Here is a 23,065-nt window from a genome sequence, read left to right on the forward strand (position 1 = left end):
AGTCGGCATGGCCGATCAGAAAGTCCGTACATTCGTCGCCGCGTTCGTCGGCGTACTCATCGCCCGTCTCGTGGTCGCGATCCCTGTCATCAGTGACACGTTCGCGCTCGTGGACGGCATCTTTGCCGAGGCTGGCTATGCGGGCCTGTCCACGCTCGCGCTCGTGCAAGCAGCCACCACTGCAGTAGTGGTCCTGCTGTATGTGCAGCTCGCACAGTGGCTTGGCGATCGTTGGCCGTCTGTGGAGAAGGTCATGTTGGGTAGTGATGCCCGACCGTCATACGAGCCTCGGTACGCACAGTAAAAGAAGCAGCCCCTCATTCCTTCGGGAGTGAGGGGCTGCTTTTCTGCGTCACAAGCTAGTTGTCGCGGAGGTCTTCTTTGGCTTCGTTGCGTGCCTTGGTGGCGTTACGTTCAGCTTCTGCCTTTTTCACATTCGCTTCAGCCTTGACTTCGTCAATTTTATCTTTCGCGCGGTCTACGGTGTCCTCAACTGACCGGCTTACCTTCTTCGCGGCAGCTTCGGCGGTCTCTTTTGCGTCTTCAAGAAATCCCATGAGTTTTCCTTTCGTCGTGAGGTTTCCCAATATTCCGCAATGGACTAGGAACATCAACCAGATTACGCATGGTCACAGGAATCTCTGAGCCGTAGGGGAGGTTGTATTCACGGCGATGTGGAGCCAGGCATTCGTGATGGGTAAGAACTGTGTCCCGCGCCAACCCTTTGCAGGGTGGGTGCGGGACGTGTTTCGTGTTTGCGTGGTTGTGCTTCACCCTCAATGGTGATGCAAAACTGACTGAATCAGACAATTCAGTTCTATGCTTGAACTATGACTTTCGGTGGTATTTCGGCTGACGTGTTGGTCACGGTCAAGGCAGCGCCTCAGCCGTCGCTCAAGTATGGAGATACCAGCTGTGTAGCGGGCGTCAGAATGGACCTTGAGCGACCTGAGCTCATACGCCTGTATCCAGTTGATTTTCGGTGGTTGAATTCGAGTCAACAGTTCAAGAAATATGACGTTCTTCGGTTGAAAGTTGAGAAGGCCACGAACGATTCTCGTGCAGAGAGCTTTAAGCCGGTTCGCGGGGAGTGGTCTGTTCTTAGAAGTTTGCCAACTGAAGGTAACTGGCGTAGAAGACATGAAGTGATCGGGCAAGTTGAGCCGAGCACTACGTGTGAGCTCTCCGCGGCAGCTAGGGAAAATCATGATGCAGCTTCGTTGGGACTAGTGCCTGTAGCGGATATATCTGACTTGCGTGTTGAGAGCCAGCCTCCCTGGACAGAAGATCAGCTCAGCCGACTGAATGCGCGACGTGCTCAGGAAGCGAACGCGCTTATTCCATTTGACGGCGTTGTTCCTAGGGAATTGGTGGCTCCCAGATTCAAGGCCACATACAGGTACAGGTGCACCAAAAGAAATTGCGGTGGGCACAGAGGGCAATTGCTGGATTGGGAACTGAATGGGCTTCAGTGGGCGATGAAGGGTTCCTCTGATGAAGAGCTAAGGGCTGCAATAAAAGAGAATTTCTGGCGCAAGATGGAACCTCCAGCCCGCTGGACTGCTTTCTACGTGGGCAATATGTCAGACCCTCGGAAGCGTCATTCTTTCAGCGTGTTGGGCGTGTACTGGCCCCCCAGCGATACTGTTGTCCATTCGCATGCTAATCCAGGTCTATTCTGAGTCTTTGAAGCGCCTCGATGATTTGTTCGCGATGACAATTCGCGCTCTCGTGCTCAAAGCAGAACAGTGCTATTTTCTCAGACTTAGAAAGATGTAAAATCTTGGACAGGGCATCTTGGGCCAACTCCGACTGGAGTGAGTCGCGGAAGCTCTCTCTCGCTGCCAGCGCGCCAGGAGTATCTATCTCTCCGTAACCAACTCGATTATTCTTTGGGTTCCCTAATGCGCGGAAGTGCGTATACCCGATGCCGTTTGCTTCTAGAACTGTACGCAGTGCGGTTTTAGAGAAGCCTCTCTTTCTAGAGATAGCATTTAGCCGAACATCAACAAGCGTTGTGACCTTTGCGTCGTTTAGCATCTTTATGAAGTCATCGACTGATTTTCCTTCGTACCCGAGGCCGATGGGTGCACTAGTTTCGGGTTCTGAGGCACGTGTGTCTGCCCTTAATCTATGAGCAGTAGTCCGGCACCTGGTTGAGCAATATCGAGATCCTGATCTGCCGGCAAATTGCTCATCGCACACGATGCAAACTCGGTCATTGCGTTTCCGCGTTCGTAGTTCGGCGCGTACTATACTCATGATTTCTCGCAGTTGAACTTCTGTGTACTTCGTGAGGTCAACGGCATTCATGTAACAGATATTATCTGTTACATCTTTGGTTTGCTAGTTGAGACGCCGAAAGTCATTATGAAAGGCTTGATCGTCCCACCGGGCATTTTTCGTTTTTGGGTGTGCGTGCCCAGCCGCAGCGCACGCACACCCGCCAACCCTCTGTCTCCAGGCATGGTTTCAGCGGCGTAGTGCGGACATGGCAGCCCATCTTCGGGTATTGGAAAGCCATCTGGGGAGATAGGAGTTGACACGCGCCCAGTGTCCGTTCGTGAAAGCTCGTGCGAAAGGGCGTGACGGAAACCGTGGACAACGGGCACATGTTCACGGCAGTATGAGCAATGTAGCGTGTCTCGATAGGGCTATACTGCAGCGCCCATGAATGCTAAGTCACATGTGCCGCCATCTCCAGCGACGGGAAATAGCCAAGCAGCATGCGTCGTTCCGGATCTCGGTCGAACGTGACCGCACGGTACAGCCAAGCGCCACCCGGATGCCCGGTGTAGACGTGGCAGATGGTCGCGATGCATCTACGTCGAACATGCGCACTTACTGTCGGCAGCACGCTTCACTGTTTGGATCGGCCACACGTCATCCCAATGTGAGGATTTTTGGCCTGGCGTTGCACGCCGAGTCGATATGTTGTCGCCAAACCCCGCGTCTTGGTCCACAAGAGTTTCGTGAACCAAGGCGCGGTTCTTGGTGACTACTGCTTAGAAATGCTGCGCGTACGGCGGATCGACATTAATGCTGTTGTGGCCGCACCTGCAGAGGCGAGGAGCACACCAATCCAGATGCCGCTTGGGACGGCCTCAACGCCAGTATTGGCTAGAGTGCTGGGATTGGGAACCGGATGCTTTGTCGGCGTCGGGTCTCCACATGTGAGCTTGCTCAAGTCAAAAGTCCACTCGGTTTTTGTCGCCGCGGGAAACTCATACCCTGCCTGTGCGGTGGCAGTTACGACCGTGCGTGCCTGCGACCCGGTGACTGTGTAAGTGATTCCATCTTGCTTGACCGTTGCGACACTGCCTGGGGCTTCGCATGTAGCCTCCGTGAGTATGGGCTCCGAAGGTGAAACGGCAACGATCGTGGGTGGGCAAACAGTTGGGCGAACATCTAGAGTCCATGTCGCGAGGGCATCTCGGGGGAACATGTAGCCATCTTCTGGCGTGGCGGTGACTGTTACTTCATCTCCATCACCGACCTGGACAAATTTCACACCGTCCTGAGTGGGGAGATTGACACTCCCGCGCACTCCGCAGTCGGACGCTGGAGTGACAGTCGGTGCCTCGGGAATCACTTCGCTGTCCGGAATCGGAACTGCAAATCGGATTGAGAAGTAGATATGACCTGTTATCCAAAACGGCCCCCAGGTATCTCCACTTTGAACCCGAAGCGCATAGTCGGTGTTTCCGCTGAAAACCATCGGGAAGCTTGCGCCGTAGGCTGAAGGGTTCTGGGTGGGACGCGGATCTACGATGATCACATATCGTTGCCCAGTAGACAGCTCGGGTCTCATGCTGAAAGTAGCCGTTGCTGTTGCTACATCCGGGTCGTTAGGCCAAGTCGCGAAGGAGGTGACTCCGTTCCCGCCGGGGATGGGGTCCTCAGAGATCACATTGTCGGCGGAAATTGTGTGAATGTTCACCTCACCAAATTCATACTCTCCGATTGTCCACACGTCTAGAGTGATTGAGTCAAGTGTGCCGGAACTTGAGGGAATGAATGGCTGGGCAAACTTACTGCCCGAGGTGCCTAGGCTTGCCCCTTTTACGCCATCAAAAACGAACTCTTGGTCAACGACGATTTCTTCTGATGCAGCGACTGCAGCGGTTGAGGCGCTAAAGATACCAACTGTGGCTAGTAGTCCAGCGCTTAGTGTTGCAAACAGCATCTTCGGGTTGAAGCTTCTCCTGCGTTTCATTGAAACATCCTTTGTTCTCAATAGTCATACATGTTGCAATCATATGAAGTAAAAAGCAATTCCACGAGTGCCTTTGGCATGAAGCGCGCAGCGTCTGGTCATCAGAGAAAAGATCTCCGTGCATGGCTGCAACGAAACGCAGGTGCTTTCAAAGAGTTGAGCCAGCCTGTTTACGGTCTGCACTCCGTCTAGGAGAGAGGCTTGCTCGAGAACGCAGCGATACCCGACCTATATCAATTGCAAAGTCAAGACGGGTGGTAGTGGCCTCGAGAGGTGTCACGCTGAACTGTTCGACTGTTTCAAGACGAGATTGATTTCAAGGTGTTTTTAGCATGTAACCGGCTCTTCTGACGGTGACAATCCCCGGCGTACCCTCTGAAGAAACCTTCTTGCGTAAGTATGAAATATACAGTTCAACGACACTTGGTTTACCACTGAAATCGTAATTCCATACGCGATCGAGAATCTGGCTTTTTGAAAACACGCGATCTGGATTGCGCATGAAGAACCTCAGCAGGTCGAACTCCTTGCCAGTGAGACTAATCGGCTCACCTGCGAACAAGACTTCATAGGATTCTTCATTCAGAATCAAATCGCCAACTCGAATCGACGGATCCAGGCGATAATCCTGGCCGTCTGGTCGGCCGCGTACCAGGCCTCGAATGCTGGCAAGGAGCCCCTCAATGCTGTAGTGAGATGCTATGAAACAATCTCCACCTGCCGACAAACCTGGGATGTTGCCTGTGATTTCCTCTTTAGGGATGAGGTACAGCACTGGAAATACCTCACCGCTAGCTCGCGCATCTAAGACAAACTTCAACGCTTCGTCGCGTGAAATTGTTGCGGTGTCCAAAACAGCGGCATCGGGACTATGCTCCCTTACTGCCTCAACGGCATTGCTCAAAGAAGTGACGATCCGGGCTTCCCAGCGATCGTAATGCAACGCCATCTTGATGCGTTGATTCGCGGCTTCGTCATCGGACACAATGAGAACATTGGGCCTCTCTAGTCCTGAAGGAGCGTGCGATCGGTTAATCATCTTTGAATACTGTCCTGCTGTCTAGTGAAGTGTAAGCCCACCCCATAGTAGGTTAATTTGAATTTCAGAGGCATGCACCTTGCCGGTGGCGTCAATCTGCCTTATTGGGCTGGGTATTTGCGTTTAAGGCATTTTTGATTTGGAACGCCTTTGGGCGGGTTCAGAAGCGGTCGGTGGTCATCTTTTGTTCTTGATTGTGAGAATTTTCAACCATCGACTATTCTCGCGTGAGGAAGCTTTGGAAATTTGTTGTAAAACCGGGGGATGCAATGACCGAAACCCACCCTTCAGCTATGGGATCGCGATCAGATCGTGGAGTTTTATCGATGATTGGTTCTGAGCGCGCAGGAAAGGCTGTTCGCGTGTGTGCCGTTGCGCTCACCGCCGGAACTGCACTGCTCCCTGCGGCCGCGGCGCATGCTGCGCCCGTTGCTGAGTATGAATACAATTTCCGGGACGTGTTTACCGGGGCATACCGGCAGACCATCCCATTTGAAGCAAACGTGTCCACAACCAGTGTGGCTGGTGCTGGCGAAACTGTGAACTTCCGGTTCAGCCTGCGCGCGGATCAGTGGCAGCCAGGATGGCTGTATCCGCTGGACGCATTCAAGTTGAGGGTGGATCTGAGTCACGTCGCTGATGACGTGCTGGATATCGAGGACGTTCTGGACACGCTTGAGGCAACTCCAATGAATGGCCTGACGATGGAAGTCGTCGGGAACACTGTTGAGTTCTATGGTGAGTTTGATGAGGGTGCTCCTCGCCAGTTCGAAGTGAAGTTCTCAGTTGACGTGGCCCCTGGCGGAGATGGGCTCTTGGGAGTACCTGCTTCGTTTGAAACTCGTGGCACCGATGATTTCAATAGTGAGCGGTGGGATTACGCTCCTGCGGGGGGAGCCACTCTGCCTGTTGTGGTTGCGCACCCTGCGCCACTCGTCACTAAGGACGTTGACCGGCTGCTGGTGCTTCAATCAGCTCCAGACGTGAAATACACCATTACAGTCAAGCGTCCGGAAGGCGCAGAGGTCCCAGAGTACTTCTCGGTTGAAGAAGACCTGACGGACGTCATCCAGGAGGCGGGCGGGCTCATGCCAGACGAGTTTGTCTTGGAGCAGGGCCGTGGTGACCTTGAGGTTGTCGGTAACAAGCTCGTAGGTTCTGGTTTTTATGATCAGAATGGCGAATGGGTACTGAGCTTTATTACGTCACATCTCGGACTCGGTGACGCTGTGCTGACGAACACCGTTTGCGTGCAGTCTCCCGAACGTACGACCACGGCGCAGAAAGATCCGAATACTCCTGTGACGGGCATACCTGGCGCCCCAAACGTCGTTCAGTTGGCGGTGCCGGGTGGTAGCGCGTGTGCAGAGGCTCCTGAAGTGGAAATTATTCACGCACCTGGCAAGCCTGTGGAGCCCGACACTGAAGACCCAGAGGTGGTGATTCCCCCGAAGGAACCCGAAGTGGTTCCAGAATCGCCTCAGCCGGGGACCTCGGCGGAACAGCTTGCGGCGACTGGCTCGCAGCCTTTGGGTATCGCCACGATGCTCGGATCATTGATTGCAGCTACCGGCGCAGTATTTGTCAGCGCTGCGGTCTACGTACGCCGCGCTCGGCAGAAGCAATGAGTGACCGTTCAATACTTGTTCGTATCGCAAGCTACAGGGACCCTGAGCTGGCCCGAACGATCGCGTCTGCGTGGGAAACAGCGTCACACCCGAAACGAGTGAAGTTCGCGATCGTCCAGCAAGCTGGCCCGGAGACCGTCGATCAACTCTCGATCGTGTCAAAAGACTCCCGCGTATCGAGTTTCCAAGTTGACTGGACGCTGGCACGCGGTATCGGATGGGCTCGAAGGCTTACGGATCGCATGTGGCAAGGCGAAGACTTCACCTTGCAGATAGATGCACACACCCGATTTGAGCAAGGTTGGGATGACGCGTTGATCGGTGATTTTGAGTCGCTTTCTGATGCTCGGGCAGTGCTTTCGTGCTACCCAGGACGGTTTGTCATCAATGATGAATCGACAGCGACTTTGTATCAGGCGTCGCCCCATAAGATTGTTCCGGCAGGTGAAGACGAAGCTGGAGTTCCCAGGCAGACGGGAGGTGAGCCCTGCGCAGGAGGAACCCCTGCGCTGCTCGTAGCTGGCGGCTTTCAGTTCTCCGCTGGAACCATCTGTTCGGAAGTCGAGCAGATACGAGATGCTTCACTAGGCGATGAGTTCATTCGAGCGGTGCAACTTTTCACACATGGATGGAATGTCTACGTCCCGAACGCCGTTCCGCTTTTTCACCTGTACCAGCAGGATGCGCCAGAACGCGCACACTCCTACTCTGCAGACTACCGATCGGATCCGAAGCTGGTCCGGGTGATGCACAAGTTGCGCATGCGCAGCCTAGAAGCGCTCAGCCAGACTCGCGAAGGGGCTCAACACGCGGCCATTGGCCCAGTGCGCAGCCGAGAGAACTTCTATTCTCGTCTCAAACACATCTAGCGATGTGACATGCCATGAGTCTCACCTTGCTGGTTTCCGAATATCACGCAATGGGTGTTATTACTGATCTCCGGCCCGGTTAGTGGTGTCGGGGTAGGGTGGCGCATCTTCGGAGATCGGGAAACTATCTGGTGAGATCGGTGTAGACATGCGCGGAGTGCTCTTCCGTGCGAACTTGCACGGAAGAGCGTGCCGGAGGTGGATGACGCGTGTTACTCGTGCGGCTGTTCGTGCTGCTCTCGCCATGCGGTGATGATTCGGTGGGTGTGCATGCGTGAGAGTCCGACGGCTCTCGAGATTGCTGCCGTGGACGTCCCCGCTTTGTGCGCGTTGATAATTGCAGTATCTCGCGCTTCGTGCGCTGCTTCGAGGGCTTTCGCGGCTGCTTCGAGGTTGCCTAGGTGCTCGTTCACTTGCGTCCCTTGACTGCTGTTACGAGCGCGATAACCGCGATGACGAGTGCGGCCACTGAGATTACGATGATTGCTGTGTTCATTTTGATGCTCCCTTTTATAGGATGGAGGGGTGGCTCCGAGATACTTGGTTTATCTCGGAGCCTTCTCTGTCAGTCCTGGCGCTTGTTGCGCTTGGCTGTCTGCCAGGGGATGATCGCGTTGATCAGGTTGATTGCCGCGGTCAGGATTCCGATGTTACGCACGGGTGCAACTAAATGTTACGGCCATTCTGCGCAGGCGCCGCGGGGGTGTGGGTGACGTAATGCGTCTCGACCGGGCGATGCTGCAGCGCCCATGACCGCCACGTCACATGCGCCGCCATCTCGAGCGACGGGAAATAGCCAAGCAGCATACGCCGGGCAGGGTCCTGATCGAACGTGACGGCACGGTACAGCCACGCACCGGCAGGGCGACCTATATATACGTGGCAGATGATCGCGATGCATTCACGGTCGTACATGCGCCACTCGCGCTCGGCGGTGCGCTGTACTGCTTGCATTGGCCCCCACGGCATTCCCATGACGTCGACGGTAGGGGAGACCCCTGACATTGCGCCCCGAAGTGACGCATAGTGAGATTTTGCGCCCCGTTTGCGCCCCGTCCGAAAAGCGCCTGATGCGCTGCGCCCCACTAAAACAAGAAAACCACCTGATCAGACAGGTGGTTTTCGTTGTGGGCGATACTGGGATCGAACCAGTGACCCCTTCCGTGTGAAGGAAGTGCGCTACCGCTGCGCTAATCGCCCGTTGTGTCGAGGTTTTACGCCTTCAACTCCACCTACGTTACACGACCGGGCAGCGGCTTCTAAACTCGGTGCATTCCGGGCGCGTGGCGTGGGCAGCGATCCGGAATGAGATCCGCGTGATGGCGTCTATTCGTCAATCTCGTCACTCGGGGCAGGTGCCTCGATTGCGGGCGCGGGCATGGAGTTCATGGACGCGTCGAGTTCGGCGCCAATTTGCTTGAGTCCCTCGAGCTCCTCACGAAGTTCGTTGTAATGATCAGTGTCGGTGCGGAGAGAGGCGAGTTCTTCTTCGAGTTCTGCGTGCCAGTCGAGCAAGTGCCACCGAATCTCGTCAAACTCTGCGATGTTGTCGCTGAACTCAAATCGCTTATTCCGATCCTTAAATTCCGCGGCTTCAGAATTGTAGGCGGCGACAGAAGCGGTGTAACTTTCGCTTCGTTCTTCAATTGAGTCTTTGAGTGTCGTGAGTTCGGCGGAAAGTTCTGCGGCGCGGGCTCGCAGGTCTACAAATACGCTAAACACCTGCTCGTGAATGCTGACAATATCTTCGCGCTCGTTGAACCAGTCTGCGTAGCGAGCTTCAAGATGCTCATTCAGCGGAGCTTCCTCTGTTCCAAGCACCGCAAAGAGTTCATTTGCGTACGCGGTAGGGGAGAGCGACTCGTACACTGCCATACGTTCCGCGAGTTCAGGGGTGTCTATGACAAGCCTGTCGTACTCATCACGAAGCTCCTTGGCGAGTTTCTGCTGCTCGCGAGGGCTCATGCGGGCAAATACTGCGTGCAAGAGCTCATGCGCGGCCGTCACCTCGACAATGCCGTCGAGGCGCGGATCGGTCACATTGAAGAGGAAGATGTTGTCACGCTTGAAGCAGCCAAGTACGTGACTTTCCTCGGAGCGAACAACGCCTGAGCACCAGGCCGTGAAATGCTCTGACCCGCCAATGGCTGGCTCCGAGGCGAGGAATACACGTTCGCCGGCCGGGGTGAGGTTCAGGTTATCTGTCAGTGTTGCAACCTCGGGTGAGGCGTCAAAGGTTGCTGCGACGAAATGATCCTTTATGAGGCCACGATTGGCGAATGCGATCACTAAAAACGCAACAAGAAGGAGCGAAACGATGACCGCAGCACATCGCCTAATGACCACCCCACCCGTGCGACGCATGATTCTAAGGCTATTGAGAAATGGATCGAAAAGCCAGGAATTTGGCGTAAATAAGCCAAAGAACTCCCTCGCCACTCCCGGGGAAGGGGAAGGAATTTGCACTGCTCCCCGGAATCCCCCTATAGTTATCTACGTCGCAAGGACGAACGGAAACGTGAGTCTGGCTGACATGCGGATGTAGCGCAGCTGGTAGCGCATCACCTTGCCAAGGTGAGGGTCGCGAGTTCGAATCTCGTCATCCGCTCTGATCATTAGAGTTTCTGATGATTTTGTGGTGGCAAATCACAATACGGTGGCGTGGCCGAGAGGCGAGGCAGCGGCCTGCAAAGCCGTATACACGGGTTCGAATCCCGTCGCCACCTCGTATACAACTGAATAGCCTAAATAGGCGCGATTGGCGCAGCGGTAGCGCACTTCCCTGACACGGAAGGGGTCACTGGTTCGATCCCAGTATCGCGCACAAGTCAACCCCCGGTCTTTTAAGGCCGGGGGTTTTGTTTTCAGTGACCCGCGAGAATTGCGAACGCGATGCGTTCGCCCTGAAATTCTCACGCTGGTTCGATCCCAGTATCGCGCACAGACAAACCCCCGGTCTTTTGGCCGGGGGTTTCTTGTTTTTCAGTGACCTGTGAGACCGAACTTTCCTGCGCAACCCTGAGCGCGGCTGGCAATCGTAATCGCATCAGGCGTTAAGATTGTGGGGTTAGTCTCTACTGTCTTCGAAGGAGTGTGCCCCTGTGGCCGATGGCTTCTCCCTGTTTACCGATCGTTCGATCGTTGCAATGCGCGTCAATGGCGAGCTGAAAGATCTTGCCGCGACGGTAACTGAGACCGATACGGTCGAGCCTGTCACTATCGACAGCGAAGACGGTATTTCGATCCTTCGCCACTCGGCCGCGCACGTACTCGCGCAGGCAGTGCAGCGCATCAACCCCGAAACCAAGCTCGGTATTGGCCCGCCCATTACCGACGGTTTCTACTACGACTTCGATCCCGCGACTCCGTTCACGCCTGAGGACCTCAAGGCGCTTGAAAAAGAGATGCAGAAGATCGTCAAGCAAGGCCAGCGCTTCGTTCGTCGCGTTGTCACCGAAGATGAGGCGCGTGCTGAGCTCGCAGACGAGCCTTACAAGCTTGAACTGATCGGCCTCAAAGGTGGCGCGGATCAGGGCTCAGACAACGAGAGCGTAGAGGTCGGCGGCGCTGAGCTCACCATCTACGACAACGTTGATCCGAAGACCGGTGATCTGTGCTGGAAGGACCTCTGCCGCGGCCCGCACGTTCCCTCGACCCGCATGCTTGGCAACGGCTGGGCGCTCATGCGTTCGGCTGGTGCATACTGGCGCGGTAGCGAGAAGAACCCGATGCTGCAGCGCATTTACGGCACCGCATGGCCCACTAAGGACGAGCTGCGTACCTACCAGGTTCGTCTTGAGGAAGCAGCGAAGCGCGATCACCGTAAGCTCGGTGTTGAGCTCGACCTGTTCAGCTTCCCCGATGAGATCGGTTCGGGTCTCGCGGTCTTCCATCCCAAGGGTGGCATCATCCGCCACGAGATCGAGACCTTCATGCGTGAAGAACTCATCCGCAACGGGTACGAGGTCGTCAACACGCCGCACATCACTAAGGGCACCCTGTTCGAGACCAGTCAGCATCTGAACTGGTACAAGGACGGCATGTTCCCCGCGATGCACCTCGACGAGGTGGTCAACGACGAGGGCCAGGTCGTAAAGCAGGGTCAGGACTACTACCTGAAGCCCATGAACTGCCCGTTCCACAACCTCATTTTCCGCTCGCGTGCACGTAGCTACCGTGAGTTGCCGCTGCGCCTCGCTGAGTTCGGAACCGTATACCGCTACGAGAAGAGCGGCACCCTCGCCGGCTTGACTCGCGTGCGTGGCCTGACTCAGGACGACGCGCACATCTACGTCACCGATGAGCAGGTCAAAGGCGAGCTCAAGCGTCAGCTCGAGTTCGTATTCGCGACGCTCCGCGCATACGGTCTTGATGACTTCTACCTCGAGCTTTCGACTCGTGACCCTGAGAAGTCGGTTGGTACAGATGAACAGTGGGCGACCGCCGAGCAGACGCTCCGCGAGGTTGGCGAAGAGTCGGGTCTCGAACTCGTTGCTGACCCGGGCGGTGCGGCCTTCTACGGCCCGAAGATCTCGGTTCAGGCACGCGACGCGATCGGCCGTACTTGGCAGCTCTCGACGGTGCAGCTCGACTTCAACCAGCCTGAGCTCTTCGAACTCGACTACGCGGCAGCGGACGGCACGCGCAAGCAGCCCGTCATGATCCATCGCGCGCTGCTCGGCTCGGTCGAGCGCTTCTTCGCAATTTTGCTCGAGCACTACGCTGGCGTCTTCCCGGTGTGGCTGTCTCCCGTCCAGGCAGTGGGCATCCCCGTTGCCGATGAGTACGGCCCCTACCTTGACGAGGTCATTGCGAAGCTTCGCAAGGCTGGCGTGCGCGCAGAGGTTGACCACTCAGACGACCGGATGCCGAAGAAGATTCGCAACCACACCAAGGCAAAGGTGCCGTTCCAGCTCATCGCTGGTGAGGACGACCGTGCCGCAGGCGCCGTCAGCTTCCGCTTCCGTGACGGCACGCAGCTCAACGGCGTCCCCGTTGAAGACGCGATTGCTCGCATCGTGAGCGCAATTGAAACTCACGAGCAGGTCACGACTGCGTGGACCGAATGAACGAGTCTGCGGCTGTAGACCCCACACCCTCAGTTGAGGGCGTGGGCGAGCGAGGTACCGTCGGTATTGCCGACGACCTCGCCCGCCTGTGGGTTCCACACCGCATGGTCTACGTTTCAGACGATCACCAGCCGACGAAGACTGACTGTCCGTTCTGCGCCGCACCAGAGATGAGCGATGAAGACTCGCTCATCGTGTTCCGTGGCGAGTCTGCGTACGTGATCATGAACCTGTTCCCGTACAACAACGGACACGTTCTGGTCTGCCCGTACCGACATATCGCTCAGTATGACGAAGCGACCACCGAAGAGGTGGCCGAAATCGGTGCGCTGACGCAACAGGCGATGCGTGTGCTGCGCAAGGTGATGGGGTGCCACGGTTTCAACCTGGGCATGAACCAGGGTGAAATCGCCGGCGCCGGCATCGCTGCGCACCTGCACCAGCACATCGTGCCCCGCTGGGCAAACGATGCAAACTTCTTCCCAATCATCGCGAAGACGAAGGCGATGCCGCAGTTGCTCGGAGATCTGCGAGAGGCGATTGCGGTCGCGTGGGCCGATCCACCGGATTGATCCACACCCGCCGCATTTCACCCCGTAGTATCGATCGAATTTTCACGAAAAGGAGCTCCACATGTCAGGACACTCCAAGTGGGCAACCACCAAGCACAAGAAGGCCATCCTTGACTCGCGCCGCGCAAAGGCGTTCGCGAAGTACATCAAGGTGATCGAGGTCGCAGCTCGCATCGGCGGCGCTGACCTCGCAGGTAACCCCGCTCTTGCCGAGGCTGTCCACAAGGCTAAGAAGAACTCGGTTCCCGGTGACAACATCGACCGCGCGATCAAGCGTGGCGCTGGCCTCACCGGTGAGTCGGTTGAGTACATGAACATCATGTACGAGGCATACGGTCCCAACGGCGTCGCGCTCATGATCGAATGTCTGACCGACAACAAGAACCGTGCCGCAGCAGAGGTTCGCACCGCGTTGACCCGCAACAACGGCGCGCTCGGCGAGCAGGGCAGCGTTGCATACAACTTCGCACGCAAGGGTGTCATCACCGTTCCCGCGGCTGGCACCACCGAGGACGACGTCCTCATGGCAGTGCTCGACGCCGGCGCTGACGAGGTCACTCCGACCCCGAACGGCGAAGCGTTTGAGGTCTACACGGAGTCCACCGACGTCGAGGTTGTCCGCAAGGCGCTCGTCGACGCTGGCATCGAGTACGACTCGGCTGAGACTGAGTTCGTTCCGAACCTCAAGGTTGAGATTGACGCAGATACCGCTCGCAAGGTGTTCCGTCTCATCGATGCGCTTGAAGACAGCGACGACGTGCAGAACGTGTTCTCGAACTTCGACCTCACCGCAGAGGTGCAGGCGGAGCTCGCAGAAGACGAGTAAGTCGTGACGAGCTGAGGGCCTGCCACGTGAATGCGTTTCACGGCAGGCCCTCAGCCGTATCCCGCACCATCGATACCCACGCGCGCACGACACCGCAAGAAACGAGCCCCACATGAGCCGCATCATCGGCATCGACCCCGGCCTCACCCGTCTGGGTGTCGGAATCGTCACCGCTGGCGCCTCACGGCAGGTGACGTTCGAGCACGTCGAGGTGCTGCGCACCTCCGCTGACATGCCGCTTCCCAAGCGCCTGCACACGCTCGGCAAGAGCATCGGCCGTCTGCTCGACGGTGAAAAGCCGACCGCAATTGCGCTCGAGCGCGTGTTCGCGCAAGACAACGTCGCGAGTGTGATGGGCGTCGCACAGATCAGTGGTGTGGTGATGTTCCTCGCCGAGGAGCGCGGCATTCCCGTTTCGCTGTACACGCCGAACGAGGTGAAGGCGCAGGTCACCGGCTACGGCGCTGCTGATAAGGCACAGGTCACGACGATGGTCACCCGCTTACTCAAGCTCGCCGCGCCGCCTAAGCCTGCGGATGCTGCTGACGCACTCGCACTCGCTATCACGCATGCATGGAATGTGAGTAGGGGCGGATCCGCCAGCCGTATGGAACGGTTCGACGGTGTCGGCGCGCCCATCACCGAAACCCCAGCGCAGCGCGCGTGGCGGGAAGCTGAGGCGAAGCTCGGTAAGCGGCGCGGCGCCCGCACCTAAACCTTCGGGGTTGGTCCCGTGTACCCGAAGCGCTCATCCTCTTCGTCGTTCGGCGCAGGCTCCGGGCCAGCGTTCGGCAGCGGATACGCGTCAGGCAGGATGTCGGGGAGTGGCATCGGCAAGGTGAGCGCGCCGGTCTCCAGCGCTTCCTGAATCGCGACCTCGACTTCACGCTGCTTGCGTAGGCGGATCCGTGTCAGTGCTCGCTGCTCGGGCAAGCTCCAGCCGAAGCGAACCGCCAAGAGTCTCACGACCGTCGTGACGACCACGCAGACAATGCCGGCGATAAGTACCGGCACTTTGAACATTAGCAAGACTGTAAGCACGGTTACGCCGGCGAGGCTCGCGACGGCGTACAGCGAGCCGACGTGCATGAGCGCGATTGGCATGTTCAGCATGACGTCACGCAATGCGCCGCCACCCACTGCCGAGACCACGCCAATGAAGATGGCGGGCACGATCGGCAAACCCATCTCAAACGCCTTTGTCGTACCGATCGCACCGAACATGCCGATGCTGATCGCGTCGAGGAACGTGATCGCCGGGTCGAGCCGCTCGAAGATGCGCGGGAGGCTCATGCCGAGCAAGGCTGCTCCGACCGCAACGATCAAGTAGTAGTTGTTCGAGAATGCTGCGGGCGTCACGCCGAGCAGCATGTCGCGCAAGAAGCCACCACCGACGCCCGTCGCAACGCCGATGAGCGCGACTCCGAGCAAGTCAAGTTTCTTGAAGCCCGCGGCAAACAGGGCACCCTGGAGGCTGCCGGTGCCGACCGCAATGAGGTCGGCTGCAAGCGGAGTCTGAAACGTTTCGTCGAGCAACACACTCCTATTCTTTCACCCGTTTACTCGCAGTTCGCTCGATGCGGAATAGGGAATACTAGAGGCATGCCCCTGTACCGTGAAGTTGGCGTCGTATTGCGCACGCAGAAGTTGGGTGAAGCAGACCGCATCATCACCCTCTTCACACGAAACCACGGCATTTTGCGCGCGGTCGCGAAGGGGGTGCGCCGCACTTCGTCAAAGTTCGGCGCGCGACTTGAGCCTTTCATGGTGGCGGATCTGCAATGCTTCGAGGGTCGCACCCTCGACACGATCACGCAGGCCTCAACCCTCGGTTCGTATGGCGCCCAGATCACCGCTGACTATGACCGCTACCGTGCGGCAAGCGTGGTTGCTGAGATGGCTGAGCGGTTGGGTGAGGGAGATCCGTCTGAACAGCAGCTCCGGCTTCTGATCGGCGCGTTGCGGACACTCGCGGCGGGCAAAATGCCGTCCGGTCTTGTGCGTGACAGCTATTTACTGCGGGCACTCAGCGAGGCGGGCTGGACGCCCGGCCTTGATGAGTGCGTGCGCTGTGGCGCAGCAGGCCCGCACACGCTCTTTGCTGTGCAGCTCGGTGGCGTGATCTGTGAGGAATGTCGCATCGCCGGAATTCCGCGTCTGGACCCCGAGGCGATTGCGTTGCTCACAGCACTCGGCGCAGGCGATTGGGAAACCATTTCGTCGGCACAAACCCGTGCAATCGACCAAGCTGCGGGCATCGTGGCCGCGTACGCGCAGTGGCACCTTGAGCGCGGCCTGCGAGCCCTGAAGGTTGGCCGGGCTTAAACTGTCACCCATGCACCAGGCACCCGAAAATCTCGTCCCGGTCGATTGGACGGGGGAGCAGCCCCCGAAATTTGCTGGACCAGCACCGAAGCACGTCGCCATCGTTATGGACGGTAACGGTCGCTGGGCGAATCAGCGCGGCCTCGCTCGCGTTGAGGGTCACAAGATGGGCGAACAGGCGCTCCTCGACGTCGTTGCTGGGGCAATTCAGGCGGGCGTCACGCACTTGAGTGTGTACGCCTTCTCAACCGAGAATTGGCGTCGCTCACCCGATGAGGTGCGCTTCCTCATGGGTTTCAACCGCGACGTGCTGCGTCGCCGCCGCAATCAACTTGATAGCTGGAACGTGCGCATGCGTTGGGCCGGCCGTCGGCCGAAGCTCTGGGGCTCGGTCATTAAAGAACTCCAGGCTTCGGAACGCGTCACTCGCAACAATACGGGCCTCACCCTCACTATGTGCGTGAACTATGGCGGTCGTAACGAGATCACCGACGCGGTTCGCCGTATTGCCGAAGAAGTAAAGCGCGGGGAACTCAGTCCGAAGGGCATCACCGAGCGAGTTATCGAACGGCATCTGTATGTGCCTGAACTCCCTGAGGTTGACCTGTTTGTGCGCAGTTCTGGCGAGCAGCGCACGAGCAACTTCATGCTCTGGCAGTCGGCCTACGCGGAGATGGTGTTCCTCGATACGCTCTGGCCAGATTTTGGGCGTAAGGAGCTGTGGGAAGCGATCCGCATTTTCCATGCGCGCGATCGCCGCTTCGGCGGAGCTGTCGACACGCCAGAAGCCGGTCAGTCCACAGCTGGACTCAGCTAACAGCTGCATCTGAGAGAATAGACGCGATATGACTGCTCAGACTGCCGCGGCGCCCGCCCTGAAGATCGGCCCGCTAGAACTCGACGTCCCCGTCATCTTGGCTCCCATGGCCGGAATTACGAACACCGCATTCCGCCGCCTGTGCCGCGAGTACGGTGTTGGCCTGTATGTGAGCGAGATGGTGACGACTCGCGCGCTCGTTGAGCGTACGCCGAAGTCGCTGCAGCTCATCAAGCATCACGAGAGTGAGACGACTCGCTCGATCCAGCTGTACGGCGTCGACCCCACGACCGTGTCTGAGGCAGTGAAATTCTTGGTTGGCGAGAACCTCGCTGACCACATTGACTTGAACTTTGGTTGCCCGGTTCCCAAGGTGACGCGTCGCGGTGGCGGCTCGGCGCTTCCGTGGAAGAGCGACCTCTTCCGTGCGATTGTCGAGGGTGCGGTCAAGGCCGCCGGCGACATTCCCCTCACGGTGAAGATGCGCAAGGGAATTGATGCGGATCACCTCACCTACCTTGATGCTGCTCGCGCGGCAGAGGACGCAGGTGTAGCGGCGATCGCTTTGCACGGCCGTACCGCGAACGAGTTCTACTCGGGCCAGGCCGACTGGTCTTCGATTGCCAAGCTCAAGGAAACCATCACGAGCGTTCCCGTGCTCGGCAATGGCGATATCTGGGCCGCTGATGACGCGATCCGCATGGTTCGTGAAACCGGCTGCGATGGTGTTGTCGTTGGCCGTGGCTGCCTCGGTCGCCCCTGGCTCTTTGGCGACCTCGCCGCTGCGTTCAAGGCCGAAGCTGGCCAGATCAGCGCAGAGGAAGCGCAGGCCGCACTCGCGCACCCGAACCTTGGCGAGGTCATGGTCGCTATGCGTCGCCACACCGAACTGCTCGTAGACTTCTACGACGGCTCGGAAGAGCGCGCCTGCCGCGACATTCGTAAGCACGTCGCGTGGTACTTCAAGGGCTACGGCGTCGGCGGCGAGACCCGCCGTGCGCTTGCGACCGTCGAGTCGTTCGATCAGATGGACGCCATCTTCGACACGATGGATCGCGAGATGCCGTACCCCGGCGAGGGTGCTGAGGGTCAGCGCGGCCGCGCAGGTAGCCCGAAGCGCACGATTCTTCCCTACGGCTGGCTCGACAGCCGCGAGACGACCCACATTGACCTTGCAGCCCTTGCTGAGGGCGAAGGTGATGAGACCGGAGTAGACGGTGGCTAATCGTTCGCTATCCGGCGAGGCAGCGTTGCCTTCCGGATACAGCTCGGGTGATACCGAGCGCTTCCTGCCAGAAACACACAGCGGTGCGCGGAGCGATTTTGCGCGCGACCGCGCCCGCGTGCTCCACTCCAGTGGATGGCGGAGGCTCTCTGCAAAGACGCAGGTGCTCAGCCCCACCGCCGGAGTGGATTTCGCGCGTAATCGACTGACCCACTCGCTCGAGGTCGCACAGATCGGCCGTGAGCTTGCGGCCTCGCTTGCGCTATCGCAGGACGTCGTAGACACGGCGTGTCTCGCGCATGATCTTGGCCACCCGCCGTTCGGGCACAACGGTGAGCGTGCATTGAACGAGTGGATGACCGGCTTTGGCGGCTTCGAAGGCAACGCGCAGACACTGCGTATTCTGACGCGCCTCGAACCCAAGCATTTCTCCCCGGAGGGCGACAGTGTCGGCCTGAACCTCACGCGCGCGACGCTCGACGCGAGCTGCAAGTACCCGTGGGCGCTCGAAGAAGCGGCCCCCGGCAGCATGAAGTTTGGCTACTTCGCCGATGATGCGCCGGTCTTTGACTGGTTGCGTCAGGGCGCGAAGGATCGCCAAAAGTGCGCAGAGGCTCAGGTCATGGACCTCTCCGACGACATTGCCTATTCTGTGCATGACTTCGAAGATGCCATCGTCAGTGAGCACATTGATCCGCTATTTTTGACCGCACGGTCTGGCCATGATTCGCTGATCCGCACGGTCTCCGATTGGGCAGGCGGGGACTTCTCGACCGATGAACTCGGGGCAGCCTTTGACCGGATGGCGCACAGCCAGAACTGGCTCACCAGCTGGGATGGCTCGCGTCGCGACCAGGCAAAGCTCAAGAACTTTACGAGCGACATGATTGGGCGTTTTGCGCGTACCTCGATCGCCGCAACGATGGCTGCGGCTGATGGAGCCTCACTCGCCAGGTACGGTGCGGAGATTGTGGTGCCGCGCGAGATCCGCGCCGAAATTGCCACGCTCAAGGGCATCGTGGCCGCATTTGTCATGCAGAGTGGTCGCCGACAGCCGACATATCGCCGTCAGCGTAGTCTGCTCATCGAGCTGCTGCACACGCTCGAAGAGGCTGGACCGCACGAGCTTGAACCCGCGTTTGCCGCGGATTTTCGCGCCGCAAAGGACGAAGCCGGTGCCCGACGCGCCATCGTTGACCAGGTGGCATCACTCACAGATCAATCGGCAATCGCCTGGTACGAGCGCCTCTGCACGGCTTCTCTCGTCTAAACTTCACCTCATGGCCGGCCGAATCAAAGCAAGTGATGTTGAAGAGGTCAAGCGACGCACAAACCTCGCAGATCTCGTAGGGGACTACGTCGCGCTGAAGAACGGTGGCATCGACTCGATGAAGGGTCTGTGCCCGTTCCACGACGAGCGCAGCCCGAGCTTTCATGTTCGTCCAGCGCTCGGTTATTTCCACTGCTTCGGCTGTGGTGAGTCTGGCGACGCGATCAGCTTTCTACAGAAGCACGATCATCTCTCATTCAGTGAGTCGGTCGAGCGACTCGCTGCGCGCACAAACTACGTTCTCACGTACGAGGATGGCCCGACGACCCGCGAAGACGGCCCGCCGCGCGCACGCCTGCTCGCAGCGAATCAGGAGGCCGCCCAGTTCTATCGCGAACAGCTGCTGCAGTCGGAAGAGGCCGGCACAGGTCGCGCGTTTCTTGAGCAGCGCGGTTTTGATCGCGATGCCTGGGCGACGTTCGGCGTCGGCTATGCGCCACGCGGTTGGGATGCACTGACCTCACATCTTCGCGGCAAGGGGTACACGCCGCAGGAGCTCGTACTGTCTGGCCTTGTTTCTGAGGGGCAACGCGGCGTGTACGACCGCTTCCGTGGGCGCGTTGTCTGGCCGATCCGCGACACCAGCGGACAGGTGCTCGGATTTGGCGCCCGCAAGCTCTACGACGATGATCAGGGTCCGAAGTACCTGAACACGCCCGAGACGCCGGTCTACCATAAGTCGCGGGTATTGTACGGCCTTGATCTTGCGAAGAAAGCGATCTCGCGCGGTAAACGCGTGGTGGTCGTCGAGGGCTATACCGACGTCATGGCCTGCTATCTCGCTGGCGTCGAGTGCGCGGTTGCGACCTGTGGCACGGCGTTCGGCCCCGATCACATTCAGGTGCTTCGTCGCATGATGGGCGATGACACCGCGGCAGAGGTGATCTTCACCTTTGACCCTGATGAGGCCGGCCAGAAGGCCGCACTGCGTGCGTTCGCTGAGGAGAAGCGATTCTCCGCACAGACCTACGCGGCAGTCGCGCCAGATGGCTACGATCCCTGCGACCTCCGATTGCACCAGGGTGACGAAGCGGTTCGTGACCTGTTCGACCGCAAGATCCCGCTGTTTCAGTTCGCGTTAAAACAGGCGATCAGTCGCTTTGACCTCAACACGATTGAGGGGCGGATCGCTGCGCTGCGAGCAGCGGCGCCGATCGTTGCTGGGATTAAAGATCCGTCGATCCGCCCCGCATACACGCGAGAACTCGCGCGCATGCTCGGAATGGATCTTCCCGAGGTGCAGCATGCCGTGCGCACGGGACGGTCGCAGGAAGCGCCCATGCGCGAGATCTCTACCGAGCCGGAACCGTGGGCGAATGGGCCAACGCTCGCGACGCTGCAGTTCCAGCCGACGATGTTGCTGGAGCGCGACGCACTGATGGCAATGATTCAGCAGGCGCCGGCTATCGGGCATGATCTGCTCGCGCAGGTCGTAACGGCGCAGGTGCACGAGCCGAATCTGCGCGTTGTCCGCGACGCACTCGCTGTGGCACTCCCGGAGTGGCAGGGTGATTCTTGGATTCCTGCGATCGTGGCGGCCGCGCCAGAATCGCACCGCACTCTGGTGCGTGAGCTTGCCGTGGCGCCGTTGCCGCAGAAGAACGCCGATCTCCTCGGGACGTATGCCCGCGGCGTGACGATTGCACTTCTCGACCGCGATTTGCAGGCTCTGAAACAAGAACTCCTCGCTCGTCTCCAGCGCCAAAGCGGCGCGGGTGGCGAAGACTCGCTCGTGATTCAACAGCAGCTTGTCGCCCTCGAGGCGGCACGCCGTAGCTTGAAAAACGAGTAGCGAGATCCGCGGCCCTACGAGCTTCCGCCAGTAGGGTGAGTTACGTACATTTTCATCCCGGAACGGAAGTAGCAGCATGGCTCACCCAAATCCGCAGGCAGACCCGGCCATTTTGGTCGAGGACCTGTCACTCAGCTATCCGGCGCACGGCGGCGGCGCAGCCTTCCAGGCTGTTGAGGGCGTGAGCTTCGAGCTTGCTCGCGGGGGAGTCCTCGCGGTGCTTGGCGAGAGCGGATCCGGCAAGTCAACGCTCACGAAGTTCCTTGCGGGACGCGGGAAAGACGCGGGCGACAAAGGCGCGCGGATCAAGCACTCCGGCGGCACCGGAATGACGCTCGATATCGATCTGTCGCGCGCGTCCAAGGGCACGCGTAACAAGCTCACTGCGTATGTTGGCTACCTCAGCCAGAATGAGGGCGCCACCCTCACTGCCGAGCTGACCATCGGTGACGTGTTGCTTGAGCCGGTCTCTGAGCGCACCCGCAAGTTCGATCGTGACGCAATGGGTGAAATCATCGCGGAAATGATGGATATCGTCGCGCTCCCGCTCAGCACGCTGCAGCAGTTCCCGCACGAGCTCTCAAAGGGGCAGCGCCAGCGCATCGCCGTCATGCGATCGCTCATGCTCGAACCGCCCGTTCTCATCGCGGATGAGCCCACCCTCGGCGTTGACGCCAACAATCGTCCGCGGATCGTGGAGCTGCTGCGCTGGTATCACGAGCGCACCAACTCGGCGATGATGCTCATCAGCCACGACATCGGCATGCTCGAGGCCCTTGTTGAAGATGTGCTCGTGATGCAGCAGGGTGGCATCGTCGGTGCGGGCGACATTAACGCGATCTTCCGGCAGGCGGATCACGAGTACGTGCAGCGACTCGCGCAGGCATTGCGCAGTACCGCGTACGACGAAATTGCGATGGAGTAGGCCACACGGTCGTTGTAATGGGGCGTTCCGTTGGAAGGTAGCTGTGCGACGACGAGTGACGCGCGCGGGATCCCACAGTGATTTGCGGCGGCCCATTCGCGCGGGCTACTATCGTTTACGTTGCTTCGGCAATGATCCCCTGTAGCTCAGTTGGCAGAGCGCTTGACTGTTAATCAGGATGTCGCTGGTTCGAGCCCAGCCGGGGGAGCAAGTCGGACCCTCACCTTCGGGTGAGGGTCTTTTGTTTTGTTGCCTGCTCTGTGGTTGGCGCCGGCTTCGGTTCAACCCGGCGAGAAGGACAGTTTGGGTTATAGGACAAAAAGAGTGGATGGCGTTGGGCGATTTCAGCTGTGGCCGGCCCATCCGCTCCTTGCCCAGAGGCCTTCTTCTGCAGTGACACCGGTGTCGTAGAAGCTCACGGTCGAGGCCTGT

General features: G+C 58.6%; 21 protein-coding genes and 5 tRNA genes. 17 read left to right on the forward strand and 9 right to left on the reverse strand.

Features of this window, described 5'->3' with window-relative positions; genetic code table 11:
* Positions 1 to 7 precede the first annotated feature (7 nt).
* A complete protein-coding gene (locus ICM05_RS09935; protein WP_188024426.1) occupies positions 8 to 304 on the forward strand; it encodes a hypothetical protein in 297 nt (98 codons plus the stop codon).
* A 55-nt stretch (positions 305 to 359) separates the two neighbouring features.
* Here ICM05_RS09935 and ICM05_RS09940 read toward each other — a convergent pair whose 3' ends face one another.
* The 4 genes from ICM05_RS09940 to ICM05_RS09955 form a co-directional block, all read right to left on the reverse strand.
* On the reverse strand, positions 360 to 557 hold the full coding sequence (locus ICM05_RS09940; RefSeq protein WP_188024427.1) for a hypothetical protein: 198 nt from the start codon (positions 555 to 557) through the stop codon (positions 360 to 362).
* A gap of 1,105 nt (positions 558 to 1,662) precedes the next feature.
* The gene (locus ICM05_RS12995) at positions 1,663 to 2,313 is read right to left on the reverse strand and encodes a DUF488 domain-containing protein (protein ID WP_353055877.1); all 651 of its coding nucleotides are present in this window, start codon (positions 2,311 to 2,313) and stop codon (positions 1,663 to 1,665) included.
* 685 nt (positions 2,314 to 2,998) lie between these two features.
* The gene (locus tag ICM05_RS09950; protein ID WP_188024429.1) at positions 2,999 to 4,216 is read right to left on the reverse strand and encodes a hypothetical protein; all 1,218 of its coding nucleotides are present in this window, start codon (positions 4,214 to 4,216) and stop codon (positions 2,999 to 3,001) included.
* Positions 4,217 to 4,532: 316 nt separating this feature from the next.
* Entirely contained in the window at positions 4,533 to 5,201 is a 669-nt protein-coding gene (locus ICM05_RS09955; protein ID WP_188024430.1) for a response regulator transcription factor, read from the reverse strand.
* A 380-nt stretch (positions 5,202 to 5,581) separates the two neighbouring features.
* Between ICM05_RS09955 and ICM05_RS09960 the strand changes: the two genes are divergently transcribed.
* Entirely contained in the window at positions 5,582 to 6,883 is a 1,302-nt protein-coding gene (locus ICM05_RS09960; RefSeq protein ID WP_188024431.1) for a hypothetical protein, read from the forward strand.
* Positions 6,880 to 7,752 carry a GlcNAc-transferase family protein gene (locus ICM05_RS09965; protein WP_188024432.1) on the forward strand — a complete coding sequence of 291 codons (873 nt, stop codon included), beginning with the start codon at positions 6,880 to 6,882 and terminating at the stop codon, positions 7,750 to 7,752. The genes ICM05_RS09960 and ICM05_RS09965 overlap by 4 nt, the downstream gene beginning before the upstream one ends.
* A gap of 212 nt (positions 7,753 to 7,964) precedes the next feature.
* Here ICM05_RS09965 and ICM05_RS09970 read toward each other — a convergent pair whose 3' ends face one another.
* From ICM05_RS09970 to ICM05_RS09985, 4 genes are all read right to left on the reverse strand, one after another.
* Positions 7,965 to 8,165 (reverse strand): hypothetical protein, encoded by a 201-nt coding sequence (locus ICM05_RS09970; RefSeq protein WP_188024433.1) that lies wholly within the window; start codon positions 8,163 to 8,165, stop codon positions 7,965 to 7,967.
* A 253-nt stretch (positions 8,166 to 8,418) separates the two neighbouring features.
* Positions 8,419 to 8,706, reverse strand: coding sequence for a hypothetical protein (locus tag ICM05_RS09975; protein ID WP_188024434.1), 288 nt, complete (start codon positions 8,704 to 8,706; stop codon positions 8,419 to 8,421).
* A gap of 174 nt (positions 8,707 to 8,880) precedes the next feature.
* A tRNA-Val gene (locus ICM05_RS09980) sits at positions 8,881 to 8,952 on the reverse strand.
* A 126-nt stretch (positions 8,953 to 9,078) separates the two neighbouring features.
* On the reverse strand, positions 9,079 to 10,116 hold the full coding sequence (locus tag ICM05_RS09985; protein WP_188024435.1) for a hypothetical protein: 1,038 nt from the start codon (positions 10,114 to 10,116) through the stop codon (positions 9,079 to 9,081).
* A 171-nt stretch (positions 10,117 to 10,287) separates the two neighbouring features.
* On the opposite strand from ICM05_RS09985, the gene ICM05_RS09990 reads away from it, so the two are divergent.
* The 7 genes from ICM05_RS09990 to ruvC all read left to right on the forward strand — a co-directional run bounded on the left by ICM05_RS09990 (position 10,288) and on the right by ruvC (position 14,934).
* Positions 10,288 to 10,360: transfer RNA gene (locus ICM05_RS09990), tRNA-Gly, on the forward strand.
* Between the two features lie 47 nt (positions 10,361 to 10,407).
* Positions 10,408 to 10,478: transfer RNA gene (locus ICM05_RS09995), tRNA-Cys, on the forward strand.
* A gap of 26 nt (positions 10,479 to 10,504) precedes the next feature.
* Positions 10,505 to 10,576: transfer RNA gene (locus tag ICM05_RS10000), tRNA-Val, on the forward strand.
* A 277-nt stretch (positions 10,577 to 10,853) separates the two neighbouring features.
* Positions 10,854 to 12,821, forward strand: a complete 1,968-nt coding sequence (thrS, locus tag ICM05_RS10005; RefSeq protein ID WP_188024436.1) for a threonine--tRNA ligase — start codon at positions 10,854 to 10,856, stop codon at positions 12,819 to 12,821.
* The gene (locus ICM05_RS10010; protein ID WP_188024437.1) at positions 12,818 to 13,393 is read left to right on the forward strand and encodes an HIT domain-containing protein; all 576 of its coding nucleotides are present in this window, start codon (positions 12,818 to 12,820) and stop codon (positions 13,391 to 13,393) included. Before thrS ends, ICM05_RS10010 begins: the two co-directional genes overlap by 4 nt.
* Positions 13,394 to 13,454: 61 nt before the next feature.
* Complete coding sequence (locus ICM05_RS10015) at positions 13,455 to 14,219, forward strand: YebC/PmpR family DNA-binding transcriptional regulator (protein ID WP_188024438.1); 765 nt, start codon at positions 13,455 to 13,457, stop codon at positions 14,217 to 14,219.
* A 112-nt stretch (positions 14,220 to 14,331) separates the two neighbouring features.
* Positions 14,332 to 14,934 (forward strand): crossover junction endodeoxyribonuclease RuvC, encoded by a 603-nt coding sequence (ruvC, locus tag ICM05_RS10020; protein WP_188024439.1) that lies wholly within the window; start codon positions 14,332 to 14,334, stop codon positions 14,932 to 14,934.
* Here the strand turns inward: ruvC and ICM05_RS10025 are convergent.
* Positions 14,931 to 15,758 (reverse strand): TRIC cation channel family protein, encoded by an 828-nt coding sequence (locus ICM05_RS10025; RefSeq protein ID WP_353055878.1) that lies wholly within the window; start codon positions 15,756 to 15,758, stop codon positions 14,931 to 14,933. The genes ruvC and ICM05_RS10025 overlap by 4 nt on opposite strands.
* A gap of 63 nt (positions 15,759 to 15,821) precedes the next feature.
* Here ICM05_RS10025 and recO point away from each other — a divergent pair, with 63 nt between their 5' ends.
* From recO to ICM05_RS10060, 7 genes are all read left to right on the forward strand, one after another.
* Positions 15,822 to 16,544 (forward strand): DNA repair protein RecO, encoded by a 723-nt coding sequence (gene recO, locus ICM05_RS10030; RefSeq protein ID WP_188024440.1) that lies wholly within the window; start codon positions 15,822 to 15,824, stop codon positions 16,542 to 16,544.
* Between the two features lie 10 nt (positions 16,545 to 16,554).
* A complete protein-coding gene (locus ICM05_RS10035; RefSeq protein WP_188024441.1) occupies positions 16,555 to 17,361 on the forward strand; it encodes an isoprenyl transferase in 807 nt (268 codons plus the stop codon).
* Positions 17,362 to 17,389: 28 nt separating this feature from the next.
* Positions 17,390 to 18,586 carry a tRNA dihydrouridine synthase DusB gene (gene dusB / locus ICM05_RS10040; RefSeq protein ID WP_188024442.1) on the forward strand — a complete coding sequence of 399 codons (1,197 nt, stop codon included), beginning with the start codon at positions 17,390 to 17,392 and terminating at the stop codon, positions 18,584 to 18,586.
* Positions 18,579 to 19,856, forward strand: a complete 1,278-nt coding sequence (locus ICM05_RS10045; RefSeq protein WP_188024443.1) for a deoxyguanosinetriphosphate triphosphohydrolase — start codon at positions 18,579 to 18,581, stop codon at positions 19,854 to 19,856. Before dusB ends, ICM05_RS10045 begins: the two co-directional genes overlap by 8 nt.
* Before the next feature lie 10 nt (positions 19,857 to 19,866).
* On the forward strand, positions 19,867 to 21,708 hold the full coding sequence (gene dnaG / locus ICM05_RS10050) for a DNA primase (protein ID WP_188024444.1): 1,842 nt from the start codon (positions 19,867 to 19,869) through the stop codon (positions 21,706 to 21,708).
* Positions 21,709 to 21,784: 76 nt separating this feature from the next.
* Entirely contained in the window at positions 21,785 to 22,633 is an 849-nt protein-coding gene (locus ICM05_RS10055) for an ATP-binding cassette domain-containing protein (protein WP_188024445.1), read from the forward strand.
* Between the two features lie 135 nt (positions 22,634 to 22,768).
* Positions 22,769 to 22,841, forward strand: a tRNA-Asn gene (locus ICM05_RS10060).
* Positions 22,842 to 23,065: the final 224 nt, after the last annotated feature.

This window comes from Leucobacter sp. cx-42 (genome assembly GCF_014529985.1).
Lineage (GTDB): Bacteria > Actinomycetota > Actinomycetes > Actinomycetales > Microbacteriaceae > Leucobacter.

Bases quoted from the DNA above. Each gene is read 5' to 3' on its own strand.
- ICM05_RS10010 (WP_188024437.1), top strand. From the start codon at position 12,818: ATGAACGAGTCTGCGGCTGTAGACCCCACACCCTCAGTTGAGGGCGTG.
- ICM05_RS09965 (WP_188024432.1), top strand. From the start codon at position 6,880: ATGAGTGACCGTTCAATACTTGTTCGTATCGCAAGCTACAGGGACCCT.
- dusB (WP_188024442.1), top strand. From the start codon at position 17,390: ATGACTGCTCAGACTGCCGCGGCGCCCGCCCTGAAGATCGGCCCGCTA.
- recO (WP_188024440.1), top strand. From the start codon at position 15,822: ATGCCCCTGTACCGTGAAGTTGGCGTCGTATTGCGCACGCAGAAGTTG.
- ICM05_RS12995 (WP_353055877.1), bottom strand. From the start codon at position 2,313: ATGAATGCCGTTGACCTCACGAAGTACACAGAAGTTCAACTGCGAGAA.
- ruvC (WP_188024439.1), top strand. From the start codon at position 14,332: ATGAGCCGCATCATCGGCATCGACCCCGGCCTCACCCGTCTGGGTGTC.
- ICM05_RS10015 (WP_188024438.1), top strand. From the start codon at position 13,455: ATGTCAGGACACTCCAAGTGGGCAACCACCAAGCACAAGAAGGCCATC.
- ICM05_RS09985 (WP_188024435.1), bottom strand. From the start codon at position 10,116: ATGCGTCGCACGGGTGGGGTGGTCATTAGGCGATGTGCTGCGGTCATC.
- ICM05_RS09935 (WP_188024426.1), top strand. From the start codon at position 8: ATGGCCGATCAGAAAGTCCGTACATTCGTCGCCGCGTTCGTCGGCGTA.
- dnaG (WP_188024444.1), top strand. From the start codon at position 19,867: ATGGCCGGCCGAATCAAAGCAAGTGATGTTGAAGAGGTCAAGCGACGC.
- ICM05_RS10055 (WP_188024445.1), top strand. From the start codon at position 21,785: ATGGCTCACCCAAATCCGCAGGCAGACCCGGCCATTTTGGTCGAGGAC.
- ICM05_RS10035 (WP_188024441.1), top strand. From the start codon at position 16,555: ATGCACCAGGCACCCGAAAATCTCGTCCCGGTCGATTGGACGGGGGAG.
- ICM05_RS09950 (WP_188024429.1), bottom strand. From the start codon at position 4,216: ATGAAACGCAGGAGAAGCTTCAACCCGAAGATGCTGTTTGCAACACTA.
- ICM05_RS09975 (WP_188024434.1), bottom strand. From the start codon at position 8,706: ATGCAAGCAGTACAGCGCACCGCCGAGCGCGAGTGGCGCATGTACGAC.
- ICM05_RS09960 (WP_188024431.1), top strand. From the start codon at position 5,582: ATGATTGGTTCTGAGCGCGCAGGAAAGGCTGTTCGCGTGTGTGCCGTT.
- ICM05_RS09940 (WP_188024427.1), bottom strand. From the start codon at position 557: ATGGGATTTCTTGAAGACGCAAAAGAGACCGCCGAAGCTGCCGCGAAG.